The organism is Rhodovulum sulfidophilum DSM 1374 (assembly GCF_001633165.1).
GTDB classification, from domain to species: Bacteria; Pseudomonadota; Alphaproteobacteria; order Rhodobacterales; family Rhodobacteraceae; genus Rhodovulum; species Rhodovulum sulfidophilum.
Genome location: NZ_CP015418.1, coordinates 1,095,745 through 1,110,485 on the forward strand (window position 1 = coordinate 1,095,745; position 14,741 = coordinate 1,110,485).

General features: G+C 66.0%; 11 protein-coding genes and 1 pseudogene. 7 read left to right on the plus strand and 5 right to left on the minus strand.

Going from position 1 to position 14,741, the window contains the following annotated elements:
• The first annotated feature begins 122 nt into the window (after positions 1–122).
• The 6 genes from A6W98_RS05310 to A6W98_RS05335 all read left to right on the plus strand — a co-directional run bounded on the left by A6W98_RS05310 (position 123) and on the right by A6W98_RS05335 (position 7,374).
• Positions 123–638 carry a FeoA family protein gene (locus tag A6W98_RS05310; protein ID WP_196760247.1) on the plus strand — a complete coding sequence of 172 codons (516 nt, stop codon included), beginning with the start codon at positions 123–125 and terminating at the stop codon, positions 636–638.
• A 1-nt stretch (position 639) separates the two neighbouring features.
• Positions 640–873 carry a FeoA family protein gene (locus A6W98_RS05315; protein WP_042458780.1) on the plus strand — a complete coding sequence of 78 codons (234 nt, stop codon included), beginning with the start codon at positions 640–642 and terminating at the stop codon, positions 871–873.
• Positions 870–3,185 (plus strand): Fe(2+) transporter permease subunit FeoB, encoded by a 2,316-nt coding sequence (feoB, locus tag A6W98_RS05320; RefSeq protein ID WP_042458783.1) that lies wholly within the window; start codon positions 870–872, stop codon positions 3,183–3,185. Before A6W98_RS05315 ends, feoB begins: the two co-directional genes overlap by 4 nt.
• 11 nt (positions 3,186–3,196) lie before the next feature.
• Positions 3,197–3,466, plus strand: a complete 270-nt coding sequence (locus A6W98_RS05325; RefSeq protein WP_042458786.1) for a FeoC-like transcriptional regulator — start codon at positions 3,197–3,199, stop codon at positions 3,464–3,466.
• Positions 3,467–3,677: 211 nt separating this feature from the next.
• Complete coding sequence (locus A6W98_RS05330; protein WP_042458789.1) at positions 3,678–6,290, plus strand: TonB-dependent receptor; 2,613 nt, start codon at positions 3,678–3,680, stop codon at positions 6,288–6,290.
• Positions 6,265–7,374 (plus strand): cytochrome-c peroxidase, encoded by a 1,110-nt coding sequence (locus tag A6W98_RS05335; protein WP_052677935.1) that lies wholly within the window; start codon positions 6,265–6,267, stop codon positions 7,372–7,374. The genes A6W98_RS05330 and A6W98_RS05335 overlap by 26 nt, the downstream gene beginning before the upstream one ends.
• Positions 7,375–7,419: 45 nt before the next feature.
• Here A6W98_RS05335 and A6W98_RS05340 read toward each other — a convergent pair whose 3' ends face one another.
• The 3 genes from A6W98_RS05340 to A6W98_RS05350 all read right to left on the minus strand — a co-directional run bounded on the left by A6W98_RS05340 (position 7,420) and on the right by A6W98_RS05350 (position 10,597).
• Positions 7,420–8,481, minus strand: a complete 1,062-nt coding sequence (locus A6W98_RS05340) for a quaternary amine ABC transporter ATP-binding protein (protein ID WP_042458792.1) — start codon at positions 8,479–8,481, stop codon at positions 7,420–7,422.
• Between the two features lie 10 nt (positions 8,482–8,491).
• Positions 8,492–9,526, minus strand: coding sequence for an ABC transporter permease (locus tag A6W98_RS05345; protein WP_042458795.1), 1,035 nt, complete (start codon positions 9,524–9,526; stop codon positions 8,492–8,494).
• 99 nt (positions 9,527–9,625) lie between these two features.
• Positions 9,626–10,597: an ABC transporter substrate-binding protein gene (locus A6W98_RS05350; RefSeq protein ID WP_042458798.1), complete on the minus strand. Its 972-nt coding sequence runs from the start codon at positions 10,595–10,597 to the stop codon at positions 9,626–9,628.
• Positions 10,598–11,159: 562 nt separating this feature from the next.
• Between A6W98_RS05350 and A6W98_RS05355 the strand changes: the two are divergent.
• Positions 11,160–12,583 (plus strand): annotated as a pseudogene (locus A6W98_RS05355) (IS1182 family transposase).
• Between the two features lie 406 nt (positions 12,584–12,989).
• Here the strand turns inward: A6W98_RS05355 and A6W98_RS05360 are convergent.
• Together A6W98_RS05360 and A6W98_RS05365 are read right to left on the minus strand one after the other, a co-directional pair.
• Positions 12,990–14,240, minus strand: a complete 1,251-nt coding sequence (locus A6W98_RS05360) for a TRAP transporter large permease (RefSeq protein ID WP_042458800.1) — start codon at positions 14,238–14,240, stop codon at positions 12,990–12,992.
• Positions 14,237–14,740 carry a TRAP transporter small permease gene (locus tag A6W98_RS05365; RefSeq protein WP_042458803.1) on the minus strand — a complete coding sequence of 168 codons (504 nt, stop codon included), beginning with the start codon at positions 14,738–14,740 and terminating at the stop codon, positions 14,237–14,239. The genes A6W98_RS05360 and A6W98_RS05365 overlap by 4 nt, the downstream gene beginning before the upstream one ends.
• Position 14,741: the final 1 nt, after the last annotated feature.

The following is a 14,741-nucleotide window of genomic DNA, read 5'->3' on the forward strand; positions in this document are numbered from 1 at the left end:
TCTTGAGAAATTCCATCAAGAACGCGGTTGTCTTGATGCAGATCAACGAAACGAAACTGGAAGCGCGGAATTCCCGACGATAACACTCGGCTATGCCGCCCGCCTCAGAAAGGTCGCAAGACATGAAGCCAGCCAGATACGACCGGGAAGCCCATGACGACCTGCAATCGGATGGTCTGCAATCCCCGGACGCGCCCCGCTTCGGAACCTGTTCCGGCGACGGGGCCGAGCAGATGCACGATCACGGCCACGGCCATGGGGGACGGCACCGACATGGCCAGACCCGGGGGCATGACCATCCGCATGGCGAATGCCGTCATGCCGCCGGTCAGCCCTGCAGCAATCCCAATGGTCGTCCGGACGATTGCGTGGCCGGGCCCGATGCCTGTCCGCTGGCGCTGGCCGACGAGGGGGTCTGGCTGCGGGTGGTGGCGCTGCGTCCCGGACGGGGCGTGCATCACCGGCTGATCGATCTTGGCCTGACCGTGGGGGCCCGGGTGCGCATCCTGCAGCGGGGCGGCGGTTGCCCGATGCTGATCGGGCTGGGCGATGCGAGGCTGGCACTGGGACAGGGGCTGGCGGGCAAGATCATGGTCACGCCAGCCAATGAAGATCCGCAAGACGAAAGAGACTTTTGAGATGGACAGCATTCTGCCGACGACCGGGACGACGGCCCGGGTCAAGGGATATGCGCGCGGCGATCGGGCCGGGCGCGAACGCCTTCTGACCATGGGGCTGACCCCGGGCACCGAACTCACCGTGACCAGGGTTGCCCCGATGGGCGACCCGATCGAGATCCACGTCCGCGGCTTTGCGCTGTCGCTGCGCAAGGACGAATTCGCGCTGCTCACGCTGGAGGCTGCCGACCAATGAGCTCGTTCACAATTGCCACCGCAGGCAACCCGAACTGCGGCAAGACCACCCTTTTCAATGCCCTGACCGGCTCGCGGCAGCGGGTCGGGAACTGGGCTGGCGTCACCGTCGACCGCAAGGAGGGCGTCTTCACCCACAAGGGCGCCGAGGTCGCCGTGGTCGACCTGCCCGGGACCTATTCGCTGGGCAGCATCTCGGAAACCGGGCTCGATGAGTCGATCGCCCGCGACTACATCCTGTCGGGCGAGCCCGATCTGGTGATCAATATCGTCGATGCCTCGAACCTCGAGCGCAACCTCTACCTGACCGCGCAGCTGGTCGAGATGCGGGTGCCGACGATCCTCGCGCTGAACATGATGGACATGGCCGAGGAGAACGGCCTGAGGATCGATCCGGCGGCGCTGGCCAAGCGGCTGGGCTGTCCGGTGGTGCCGCTGGTCGCCTCCCGCAAGAAGGGCGTCGAGGCGCTGAAGGACGCCATCGTCGCGGCCGCCGCCGCGCCAAAGCCGCCCACGGCCACCGTCACCCATCCCTCTGCGGTCGAGGAGGCGCTGACCGGGCTTGCCCCCGCGACTGCGCCGGTCGCGGCCGACAAGGGCGTCGATCCGCGCTGGCTGGCGGTCAAGCTGCTTGACGGCGATGCGGCGGCGCAGGCCATGGTGCCGCCCGCGCTGGCGGCCGAGGCCGAGGCGGCGCGGCTGAAGGTCGAGGACCTGCTCGACGAGGATATCGACATCCTGCTGGCCGATTCCCGCTACGGCTTCGCCAACGGGCTGGCACGCAGCGCGGTGCGCCGCACCGGCCGGATCTCGCGCAGCCTCTCGGACCGGATCGACACGGTGGTGCTGAACCGGGTGCTGGGCATCCCGATCTTCCTCTTGATCATGTATGTGATGTTCCTCTTCGCGATCAATTTCGCGAGCGCGTTCATCGACTTCTTCGACATTCTGGCGGGCACGCTGCTGGTCGACTGGCCGTCCGAGGTGATGGCGGATATCGGCGCGCCGGCCTGGGCCATCGCGGTGCTGCCGGGCGGGGTCGGCGCCGGTATCCAGACCGTGGCGACCTTCATCCCGGTGATCGGCTTTTTGTTCCTGTTCCTGACCTTCCTCGAGGATTCGGGCTACATGGCGCGGGCGGCCTTCGTGATGGACCGCTCGATGCGCGCCATCGGCCTTCCGGGCAAGTCCTTCATCCCGATGATCCTGGGCTTCGGCTGCACCGTTCCGGCGGTGATGGCGACCCGCACGCTCGACAACCGGCGCGACCGGATCATGACGGTGATGATGTCCCCCTTCATGTCCTGCGGCGCACGGCTTCCGGTCTATGCGCTCTTCGCTGCGGCCTTCTTCCCCATGGGCGGGCAGAACATCGTCTTCCTGCTTTACGTGATCGGCATCCTCGCCGCGATCCTGACCGGGCTGGTGCTGAAGAACACCCTGCTGCGCGGCACCACCTCGCCGCTGATCATGGAGCTGCCGCCCTATCACATCCCGACCCTGAAATCGGTGCTGCGCACCAGCTGGGACCGGCTCAAGGCATTCCTGTTCAAGGCCGGCAAGATGATCGTCGCGGTGGTCGTGGTGCTGGGCTTCCTCAATTCGCTGGGCACCGATGGCAGCTTCGGCAACGAGGATACCGATGCCTCGGTCCTGTCCTCGATCGGCAAGGGCATCACCCCCGTGGTCGAGCCCATGGGCCTGCGTGAGGAAAACTGGCCCGCCACGGTGGGGCTCTTCACCGGGATCTTCGCCAAGGAGGCCGTCGTCGGGACGCTGAACGCGCTTTACGGCCAGATGGCCGATGAGGGCGAGGCGGACGAGCCCTTCAGCGTGATGGCCGGGATCGGCGAGGCGCTGGCCTCGGTTCCCGCCAATATCGCCGATGCCGCCGGAAGCCTCGCCGACCCGCTCGGGCTGAATATCGGCGATGTCGAGGATCAGTCGCTGGTGGCCGAGGAACAGGGCGTGTCGACGGGCATCTTCGGCGAAATGGCGGCGCGCTTCGACGGCACCGCCGGGGCGATGGCCTATCTGCTGGTGATCCTGCTCTATGCGCCCTGCGTCGCGGCGACGAGCGCGATCTGGCGCGAGACCGGCACCAAATGGACGCTGTTCGCGCTGTCCTGGACCACGGGTCTTGCCTATGGCACCGGCGTCGTCACCTACCAGTCGAGCCGTCTGGCCAGCCATCCGGCCGAGGCCTCGGCCTGGATCATCGGCATCCTCGCGATCTTCGTGGCGGTGCTGGTGGGGATGCGGATCGCCTCGACCCCCCGCGGGCCGGACGATGCCGCGGCACGGACCGCCTGAGGAGGCTGAAAATGGTACTTTCCGATATCCGCAGCTACTGCGCCGAGACCGGACAGGTCTCGCTGCAGGAACTGGCGAACCGTTTCGATACCGATCCGGAGGCGATCCGGGGCATGGTCGACGTGCTGGTGCAGAAGGGCATGCTGCGCTGCCTGACCGAGACCCCCGAAGGCGGATGCGGCAAGGGCTGCTGCGGCTGTACCAACAGCTGCGCGCCGCTCGCGGGGATGAGCGACGCGGTCTATCAGTGGGTCGGCCGGTCGCGGCGCCCGCTGCACTGACAGCCCGCCTTCCATCGCGCAGACGAAAATTTACGTGCGGTCCCTTTCCGAGGGGCCGCACGTTTAGTTGATACTTTTAATAAGGAAATGTAAGCGGAGGGCGCGAGTCGCCCGCGCAGTGGCGCGGGGCATCGCGGCAGCCAGCGTTTCGCCAGCCTGAAGACCAGAAGGAGGGACCGCCCGGAGCGGGCCCGTTTGGGGAAAGAAACGGATGACTGCAAAGACCAACCGGCCCGCGCTGCGGGCCGGTGCCGCACTGCTCTCGCTGGCCGCGCTGCCGGCGGTGGCTTCGGCCCAGGAGGCCTTCACCCTCGATCCGGTCACGCTGGCCGAAACCGAAGAGACCGGCACCGAGATCGCCACCGGCGACCCGAATGACAGCGGCCGCACCGCGCTGGGCAAGGGCTCGGTCGAGGTTCGCGGCGACGGATCGGGCGATGCCAATACCGCGCTGACCAGCCTGCCCAACGTGCAGTACCGCAACGATGCCGATACCGATGCGGGCGAGAACGGCGACGACATCCTCGATCTCAAGCCGCTGGAGTTCTCGATCTCGGGCGGGCGCGTGACCGAGAACAATATCATGCTGAACGGCATCGGCATCAATTCGGTCACCGGCAACGAAAGCCCTTACAGCTCGACCGAACTGAGCCGAGAGGATTCCGCGCCAAATATGTATGCCTTCTACGGGCTGCATTCGCAGACCCAGTTCGTGCCCTCCGCGATGGTCGAAAGCGTCGAGGTCTACGATTCGAACGTTTCGGCCGAATATGGCGGCTTTCAGGGCGGCGTCGTCGATTACAAGCTGGCCGAAGCCTCGACCCGCCGCGCCTCGGGCAAGCTGAGCTTCCGGTTCCAGAGCGACGATCTGGTCCGTTATCATCTGGGTACCGACAGCGGCGGCAATCCGAACGGAACCGCCAAACCCGATTTCACCAAACGCGAGATCTCGCTGATTCTGAACCAGCCGCTTGGCGAGAATACCGCGCTGATCTTCGGCTTCGGCCGCCGCGATGCCCAGACCACCAAGGACAAGCACCCGCAATACCTGTCGGGGCGGGCCGATAATGACAGCCGCAGCGATTTCTGGCGCCTCGGCCTTGCGCATGACTTCGACAATGGCGACCGGATCGAGCTGAACGGCTACCTGACCGATTACAACCAGGACTGGGATTCGCCCTATTCCGACGATCTGCATATCGACGTCAAGACCCGCAGCCTGTCGACCGACCTGGCCTATACCCGTCATCTGGGCGCCTTCGATCTGGGCCCCGCGGCACTGTCGAACGTAACGCTGAAGCTGACCGCGCTGCATCAGGATAACGAGGCCAGCAACGTCACCGAGCAGAACGAGTTCTACAGCTGGTACGGGTCCTATTTCAGTGAAAAGAGAGGAAAATCCTTCGTAACCGATGCCTTCGACGACTGGTGCGACACCCCGAAAGCGGCGCGATCGCCCGAGGATCCCTATGGCTGCAGAAAGGGCGGCTATGGCAGCCGCTATTACTCGGATCTGCGCAACCGTCTGGGCATGCTTGTCACCGGCGATGTCTGGCGCGGCAGCTTCAAGCTTGGCGCCCATGTCGAACGCATCGAGGCGGATCGGAGCGGCGATGGATTCGTGTCTTATACCGGGTCGGTTATGAACCTCGGCGGCCCCGACTACATCTGCCCCGCAGGCGACCCGGCCTGTCTGCCGGACCAGTATCTGAAGAATCTCCATACCCAGAATCCCTATGACATCGAGGTCGACGCGAATGTCGCCGAGGCCTTCTTCGAACTCGATCAGCGCTTTGGCGATTTCGACCTGCGTGCCGGGGCCCGTTTCAGCTATGACGACGTGCTGGAAAATGCCGTTCTGGCGCCGCGGCTGTCGCTTGGCTGGCAGCCGTCGTCCGATTTCTCGGTCGTGCTGGGCGCGAACCGCTATTACAGCGACGATTACATGGCCTATGCCATCCATGACGCGCTGCCCCGGGGCGTGCGCTATCGGCGCGACCATGACGACACCACGGGCGAGGTCGGCGACTGGGAGTTCAGGAGGGCTTACGGCAGCTATTCCTACAACCAGAGCGGGCTGAAGACGCCCTATGTCGACGAGGCCTCGCTGAGCTTCTTTTACCGCGATGCCTGGACCGGCGGTGCCTGGCGGCTGAAGCTGATCGACCGACAGGGCAAGGACCAGTTTGCCCGGTCCTCGGACAGCACGAAATTCAAGAACAGCCTGACCAATGACGGCACCAATGAATATCAGTCGGTCTCGCTGGAATTTCAGCGCGACTGGAAGACGCCGCGGGGCGCGCTTGACGGGCTGTCCTTCTATGCCTCGGGGGTCTGGGCCCGGCGCGAGAGCTCGAACAACACCTATTTCGGCGATCTCGGCGAGGTCGACGATTTCATCTGGTATAAAGGCAAGTCCTATACCGGTGCCGAATTCGGCGCGGTGACCGGCAATCTCGACATTCCGATCCGGACCACGGTCGAGCTGAATTCAAGCTGGAAGAACGGACGCTATGCGCTGGGGATCGGGGCGGATGTGGCGTTCGGCTATACCGCCGCGCTCGATACCGACAAGGACGGTACCTATGAGAACCCCGAATACGGCTCGCATTCGCATGACATATACGAGGATTATGAATTCGACGCCGCCGTCTCGACCTTCCTCACCGCGCGGGTCCGGATGGCGCGGCTGAGCTCGGGCGATCTCGATCTCAACATCAAGGTGGCGAACCTCTTCGACGATATCGGCAACCGGCGCGCCACCGACAAGAACCCCTGGATGGCCGGGAGGAGCTTCTATGTCGGCACGACCTATAGCTGGTAGGGCGCTGCGGCTGGGGCTTTGCCTCGCGGCGACGGGGCTGGCGCTGGCGGTCATGACGGCGCCGCTGCGGCTCGGGCCCGAGGATCTGCGCGCCGCCTATGCCGGCCCGCCCGAGACCTGGCCACTGCCCGAGATCGACCCGGGCGTCGACTATGTCGAGCTTGCCCCGCGGGCCCTGCCGTCCCGGCCCCTGCCGGGCAGCCCGGCCGCGGCGCGGCGGGCGCTGGGCCAGGCGCTGTTCGTCGATCCGGCACTGTCGGCCTCGGGTCAGATCGCCTGCGAAAGCTGCCATAACCCTCGCCTCGGCTGGGGCGACGGGCTGCCGCGTTCGAAGGGCCATGACCGGCAGGAGGGGCCGCGCAACGCGCCCGCGCTGCATGTGGCGGGCGCGGGGCTGCCGCTGTTCTGGGACGGCCGCGCCGAAACCCTCGAGGCGCAGGCACTGGGCCCGCTGGGCAATCCGCTCGAGATGGCCAATGCCGATCTCGGCGCCATCGCGCCGCGGCTGGCGGGCCGGGCCGAGTACGCCCCGATGTTCCGCGCCGCCTTCGGGTCGCAGGAGGTGACGCTGGAGCGGATCGTGGCGGCGCTGGCCGAGTTCCAGAAATATCTCGACCGGCCGACCCGGCTCGACCGCTTCCTGTCGGGCGACCGCCGCGCGCTCAGCGATCTCGAGCTGCGGGGGCTGCATCTGTTCCGCACCCGGGCGCGCTGTGCCAATTGCCATTTCGGGCCGCTGCTGAGCGACGGGCAATTCCACGATCTGGGGCTGTCCTATCTCGGCCGCCGGTTCGAGGATCTGGGCCGCTACGCCGTCACCGGGCTGCCCGGGGATGCGGGCCGGTTCCGGACCCCGAGCCTGCGCCATGTCTCGGACACCGCGCCCTACATGCATAACGGGCTGTTCCCGCATCTGCCCGGGCTGATCCGGCTTTACGCCATTGGCGGCGGCCGCTCGGCGCGGCTGCCCGCCGATCCGGACGCGGTCGAGACCGGGGCCGCGACGGCCTCGCCGCTGCTCAGGCGGCTGGATCTCGACGAAAGCGATGTCGAGGCGCTGGCGGCCTTCCTCGGCGCGGTCTGATCTGGGTTCGACCCCGGGCGCGCGCGCCCGGGGAGAAGGCGCGGCTCAGCCGGCGCGGGCGCGGACGCCCGCATCGGAGGCCTCGGTCGGGACCAGCGCCCGGACCAGATCCTTGACCGACAGGATGCCCACCTGCTTCCCGCCGCGCATCACGCGGTAGGACAGCGACGTGTCGCCGCCCGACAGCGCGATCACCGATTCCAGATTGTCATCGGCATCGACCTCGCCCACGGGCCCCGATTGCGGCGCCTCGCTGCGCTGCATCACCGAGCGCACCCGCAGCACCCGGGCGCGGTTGATGTCGGAGATGAAGTCGATGATGTAGGGGTCGTTCGGATGCATCAGGATCTCTTGCGGCTCGCCCTGCTGCACGATCTCGCCATCCTTCAGGATCACCAGATGATCGGCCAGCTTCAGCGCCTCGTCGAGATCGTGGGTGATGAAGACCACGGTCTTGTGCAGCTCGGCCTGCAGCTCCAGCAACAGGTCCTGCATGTCGGTCCGGATCAGCGGATCGAGCGCCGAGAAGGCCTCGTCCATCAGCATGATATCGGCATTCGAGGTCAGCGCGCGGGCGATGCCCACCCGCTGCTGCATGCCGCCCGACAGCTGGTGCGGGTACTGGTTGTCCTGACCCTCGAGCCCGACCCGGTTCAGCCATTGCCGCGCCTCGCCCTCCCAGGCCGAGCGGGGCTGGCCCCGGACCTCGAGCGGCGTGCCCGCGTTTTCCAGCACGGTATGGTGCGGCAGCAGAGCGAATTTCTGGAACACCATCGACATCCGCACGCGGCGCAGCTCGCGCAGGCTGGCCTCGTCATAGGCCAGCACGTCCTCGCCATCGACGATGACCTCGCCCGCCGTGGGCTCGATCAGACGGTTCAGGTGGCGGATCAGGGTCGATTTGCCCGAGCCCGACAGCCCCATGATCACCGTCACCTCGCCGGCCCGCATGTCGACATTGATGTCCCTCAGGCCCAGCACATGGTGATGGGTCTCCAGCAACTCGGCCTTGTCCATCCCGGACCGTGCCATCGGCAGAACCGATTGCGGGTCGGCGCCGAAGATCTTGTAGAGACGGCGGATCGCAATCTTGACATCGTCACTCATTGAACGGCCCTCATTGTTTCTGTGCCGCGTTGACGCGGGCAAGCGCGGCCTTGGTGACGCGGTCGAGCATCACCGCGAGCAGCACGATCCCGAGCCCCGAGACGAGACCCACGCCCAGTTCGAGGTTGCGGATGCCGCGCAGCACCAGCACGCCCAGACCCGGTGCCGAGACCATCGAGGCGATCACGACCATGGCCAGGCTCATCATGATGGTCTGGTTGACGCCGGCCATGATGTTGGGCAGCGCCAGCGGGATCTGTACCCCCCAGAGCTTCTGGCGTTTGGTCATGCCGAAGGCATCGGCGGCCTCGATCACCTCCTTGTCGACGAGCCGGATGCCCAGATTGGTCAGCCGGACCACGGGCACGATGGCGTAGACGATCACCGCGATGCCGTAAAGCTTGGGCTCGGTCACCGAGAACAGGAAGATCAGCGGGATCAGGTAGACGAAGGGCGGCAGCGTCTGCAGCATGTCGAGGATCGGGATGGCGATCCGCTGGAACGTGTCGCTTCGGGACATGGCGATGCCGATGGGCACCCCCACCAGCACGCAGATGAAGGCACAGACGAAGATGATCGCCAGCGTCTGCATCGCGTAGTCGTAATGGTTGATGAAGGCCAGGAAGCCGATGCAGGCGCCCACGAAGGCCACCAGCCCCCAGGACCGCGCGACCAGGCGCACGACCAAGAGGATCAGCGGGATCATGATCCACCAGGGCGAGGTCTGGAACAGCCACAGCGCGCCTTCGAGCGCCCAGCTCAGCGGCTGGGTCAGCGGGTCGAGCACGACGCTGAGCCCGTCCTTGATCGACAGGAACCCGGTCTCGAGCCCCTTGGTCAGCTCGCGGGCCTGCGGAAAGGCCGGACAGGCGTGGTTGAGGGCGTCCATCGAGGGGAAGGGCAGGTCCCAGATCGAGGCGGCTGGCTCGGCCGATCCGCGGGCCTTGCCCAGCAGGTCTGCCATCGACATCGGCGCCGAGGATGCGCCGCCGTCGCACCAGTCGCGCAGGCCGAGCCCGTCAAAGATGAAATCGTAGCTTGCCATATGGTGAGGTCTCCTTGGCCGGACCGGGGCGCGGCCCGTCGCGAAACGGCAGGACGGGCCCGCTAGGGACAGGCCCGTCCGAAAGGTTGCCTGTCGGGGTCAGCGGTTCAGCAGCGCCGACAGCTTCTCGCGCGCGGCGTCGTTGATCCAGGTCGACCAGGCATCGGGATGCTCGGTCAGGTAATGCACCGCCCCTTCCTCGGCCGAGGCGTTGTTCTCGTCCATCCAGGCGATGACGGCGCTCATGTCGTCGACATCGAAGCTGACCTTGCTCAGCATCTCGGCGATCTCGGGTTCGCGATCGGCGAAATCGGCGGTGACGGCGGTCAGCACCGGCGCGGCCGGGAAGTCCGAGACCTTGGGATCGGGGTTGTTCGGGTTCTGGTTCGCCTCATGCGCGGCCTCGTCGATGCCGCCGAGGTCGACCTTCACCATGTTGTACTTGCCCAGAACGGCGGTCGGCGCCCAGTAATAGCCGAACCAGGGTTCCTTCTTCTCGTAGGCCGAGGCCATCGAGGTCGCCAGCGTCTCGCCCGAGCCGTGGTTGAAGATCTTGAAGCCGTGGCCTTCCAGGTCGAGCGCCGGGATCAGGTTGTCGTTCACGATGCGGCAGCCCCAGCCGTCGGGGCAGTTGTTGAAGGTGCCGCCGACCCATTCGGGATGCGCCAGCACGCCCTCGATGGTCTTCAGCTCGGGATGTTCCTCGGCCAGGTAGTCCGGGATCCACCAGCCCTCGACGCCGCCGGGGTTCAGGGCCTTGCCCAGACGCTCAACCTTGCCCTGGGCCTCGAGCTTGGTATAGGCCTCGCCGGCCGAGTTCAGCCACAGTTCGGAAATCGTGTCCGGTTCGCCATTCTCGGCGATCGAGGTCACCGCGGGCACGGTGTCCGACGGGACCACCGTCACGCTGCATCCATAGCCCTGTTCCATCAGGAATTTCTCGACATTGGTCACGACGGCGGACGAGGACCAGTTCATCTCTGCGATCGAGACCTCGCCGCAGTCGGCCTCGGCCATGGCGGGAACGGCAAGGGCGGCGAGGATGGCGCCGAAGGCGGTTACTCGTGTCATCGGGTGCTCCGTCTTGGAAAGTGAAAATAATCTATGGCCGCCGCGCCCGAGCGGTCGGGCAGGGCGGGTGTATGCGTGCGATGGGGGCCGGACCGGCCGCAGAGTGCGCCGCACGGCGACGAACCGCCACCGGCAGGCAAGGCCGATCCCGGAAGGGCCGGCATTCTTCTGTAAATCAAGTATCGCAACGACTTCCGGGTTTATGGGAAAATCGGCGTTCTGCCAACAGAAGAATGCCATTTGCGACAAATGCTGTCGCTTTTGGGCAATTTTTCAGCAGTTCTTGTCCCGTTTCGGCATGCGCGGCAGGCCGGGACGCCGCGGGGTGCCCGAACCGGGTGTCCCCGCCTCTCCGGCTTTCCGGGCCCGATCCGGCCTGATCGCGCATATGCTCCGGAGCGGTCGCGCGGGTCCTTCCGGTTTTGTCGGGGGGCTTCGCAGGTCCGGGCCGGTTCCGCGTCGCGGAGGGGACCGCTTCTCCCGTATTCCGTTGAAAAACGCGACTTGTCCGAAGGTCTGACCGTTGATTCAATATCGCTGTAACCGTCAGAGGTGAGCGGCGATGATGGGGTCCCGGCAGGAAGCGCAAGGCGCTCTGTTCTACGAGTTCTCGATCGAAGCGCATGTGCCGCCAGACCATCTGCTCCGATCTGTGGATCGGTTCGTCGATCTGACTGGCATCCGCCAGCACCTGGCCCCGTTCTACAGCTCCACGGGGCGGCCGTCGGTTGATCCGGAACTGATGATCCGCATGCTCCTGGTCGGTTACAGTTCAGCATGGTGCCGCCATTGGTCCGAGGCCCATGCCGGACGGCCTCCGGTCCGAACGCCGCCTCTGCGAAGAGGTGCATCTCAACCTCGCCTACCGCTGGTTCTGCCGCCTGGATCTGACCGTCCCGGTACCGGATCATTCGACCTTCTCCAAGAACCGTCACGGCCGTTTCCGCGACAGTGACTTGCCGCGGCACCTGTTCGAGACAGTTGTGGCGCGATGCATCGCGGAAGGCTTGGCCAGTGGCCAACGCCTTGCTGCGGATGCCAGCGTCATCCAGGCTGACGCGAACCGGCAGAACTCGACGCCGAAATCGGACTGGCATCCCGACAGGATCGATCCTGAAGACGCGCCACGGGCTGTCAGGGAGTACCTAGAAACGCTCGACGATGCTGCCTTCGGCGCAGCAAGCCCGGTCGAGCCGAAGTTCACCTCGCATTCCGATCCAGCCTCACAATGGACCGGGGCCCGTGGAGGGCCGGCCTATTTTGCCTATTCCACCAACTACCTGATCGACACCGACAACGGCGTGATCCTCGACGTGGAGGCCACCCGGGCGATCCGCCAAGCCGAGGTTGGATCGGTTCAGACCATGATCAACCGGGGGAGGATACCTTTGGCATCGTACCGGAGCGGCTGATCGCCGACACGGCATACGGCACCGGCGTCATGCTGGACTGGCTGGACCGGCAGCGAGGGATCGCGCCACATATCCCGGTATTCGACAAGTCGGGGCGCAAGGACGGAACGTTCGAGCGCGCCGACTTCACCTATGATGCGGAGAGCGGCCTCTACACCTGCCCGGGCGGCAAGGAGCTGAAGCAAAGCCGACGGCCCTTCACACCCCTCGTGAGAAGAAGCCCGATGAGGACAGCATGCTCCGCTACCGGGCCAGCAAGGCCGATTGCGATGCCTGCGAGTTGAAAGTCCGCTGCTGTCCCAAGGAGCCCTCGCGCAAGGTCCTCCGGTCGACCTTCGAACCATCCCGGCATCGGGCGCGTGCGATTGCCCAGCCCCCCCCCGAATACGCGATCTCCTGCAAACTGCGAAAGAAGGTCGAGATGCTGTTCGCGCACCTGAAGCGCATCTTGGGCCTCAGCCGTCTCCGATTACGAGGACCGAACGGCGCACGCGATGAATTCCACCTCGCAGCCACCGCCCAGAACCTTCGGAAGCTCGCAAAGCTCCTTCCGATCCCACCGGTCGCCTGTTGAGGAAGGATAGGCGCAGGCGCCGCAAATCCTGAGCGAGGAGAAATGCGATCGCCGAGCCGAGTTTTTCAACGGAATAGGCCGGAAGCGGCTGTGGCGCTGCGGCCCGTCGCGCAGCGGGCGGCGCGCCGGTGGATGTCGGGCCGAGAGGCTGCAGGTGGGCGGCCGGGCGTCACCTGCCCGAAGATCGGTTTCAATACCTGCTCGGGCCGGAGGCATGGCCCTGATATGGGCTTGGCCGCGGAAGCTGCGCGACACCGGGACCCAGCGGACCTCCGAATGGCTGGAGCCGATCTCGCGAGAGGGGAAGCGCGATGCCATCGGTCCCCATCTCGCAGTCGGTCGGTGCTGCCGGGGTCCCGCCTTTGAGGCGGCGTGGCGGCGGGCCGGAGCCCGCCGCGTGCCGGTCTCAGCCCGCAAGTACCGGCAGATAGGTCACGAGGATCAGGACCGCGACCAGCACCGCCAGATAGGGCAGCACGGCCTTGGCGATGCGCTCGAGCCCCTGCCCGGTCACCGAGGAGGCGACATAGAGGTTGATCGCGACCGGGGGCGTGATCATGCCGATGGCGAGGCCGACGACGAGGATCACCCCGAAATGGACCGCGTCCACGCCCATCTGCAGCGCCAGCGGCAACAGCAGGGGCGTCAGGATGATCAGCGCCGAGGCGGTCTCGATGAAGATGCCGGTGACGAGGATCAGCACCAGCATCATCGCCAGGACCACCATCGGGTTGTCCGAGACCGACAGCACCAGCGCGCCGATCTGCGCGGGCACCTGCCAGTTCGACAAGGCCCAGCTGAGCGCGGCCGAGGCCGAGATCACGAACATGATCACGGCGGTCGTCACGCCCGAACGGACCATGAGCCGGTAGATGTCCTTCAGCCCCATGTCGCGATAGACGAAGAGCGAGACGAGGATCGCGTAATTGACCGCGATCACCGCCGCCTCGGACGGGGTGAAGACCCCCGAGAAGATGCCGCCGAGGATGATGACCGGTGTCATCAGCCCCCAGAAGGCCGAGACGAAGCTGCGCCAGATGGTCTTCAGCGAGAATGGTGCGCCCTTCGGATAGGCGCGTTTGTGGCCCTGCACCAGGGCGACGATCATCAGGCCCGCGCCCATGGCGATGCCGGGCAGGAAGCCGTTCAGAAACAGCGCCGAGACCGATTCCTGCGCGATCACCGCATAGATGATCATCGGCACCGAGGGCGGGATCACCACGCCGATGGTGCCGCCCGCCGCGATCAGGCTGGCGGCCGAGGCCGGGTCATAGCCCTTGCGGGTAAGCTCGGGCACCAGCGTCGAGCTGACCGCCGCCGTCGTCGCCGCGCCCGAGCCCGAGATCGCGGCGAAGAACATCGCCGCCAGCACCGAGACGATGGACAGCCCGCCCTTCAGAAAGCCGATCAGCGCATCGGCCAGCGCCACCAGCCGGGCGCTGACCTTGCCCTGGGCCATGATGTCGCCCGCGAGGATGAACATCGGCACCGCGACCAGCGCGAAGGAGTTGATGCCGGAGAACATCTGCTGCGGCAGCACCAGCAGCGGCACGCCGCCGGCCTGCATCGCGACCATGGTCGCGCCGCCGATGGCCAGCGCCACCGGCAGGCCCAGGATGAGGAAGAGGAAGAACAGGCCGAAGAGAAGCAGGCTCATTCCACCGGCTCCCCGGCGGCGGGACGGGCGCCTGTCAGCAAAAGCCGCATCAGGTCGGTCGCGGCCAGCCAGGCCATCAGCCCCGCGCTGACCGGGACGATGGCATAGACATAGCTCATCGGCAGGCGCAGAGCGGCCGATTTCTGGTAGCTCTGCATCGTCATGTAGGTCTGGCCGACCCAGGCCAGGCTGATCAGGAAGGCCACCGCGATGACCAGCGCCAGCGCGGTCGCGATCCGTTGCGCCCGGTCGGGCAGCCTGTCGACCAGCACGCCGACGGCAATGTGGCGGTGCCGCTGCCAGGCCAGCGCGGCGCCCAGAAAGGTCAGGCCGATCAAGAGGAAGCGCGCGACCTCCTCGGTCCAGCCGACCGCGGTGAAGGCCACCCGCGACACGATCTGCAGCGTGATGACAGCGATCAGCGCGGCCATGCCTGCCGCGATGACGGGGGCGAGGACAGCGCCGATCGCACGGTCGATCCGGCCGAGGAAGCTCAGCACG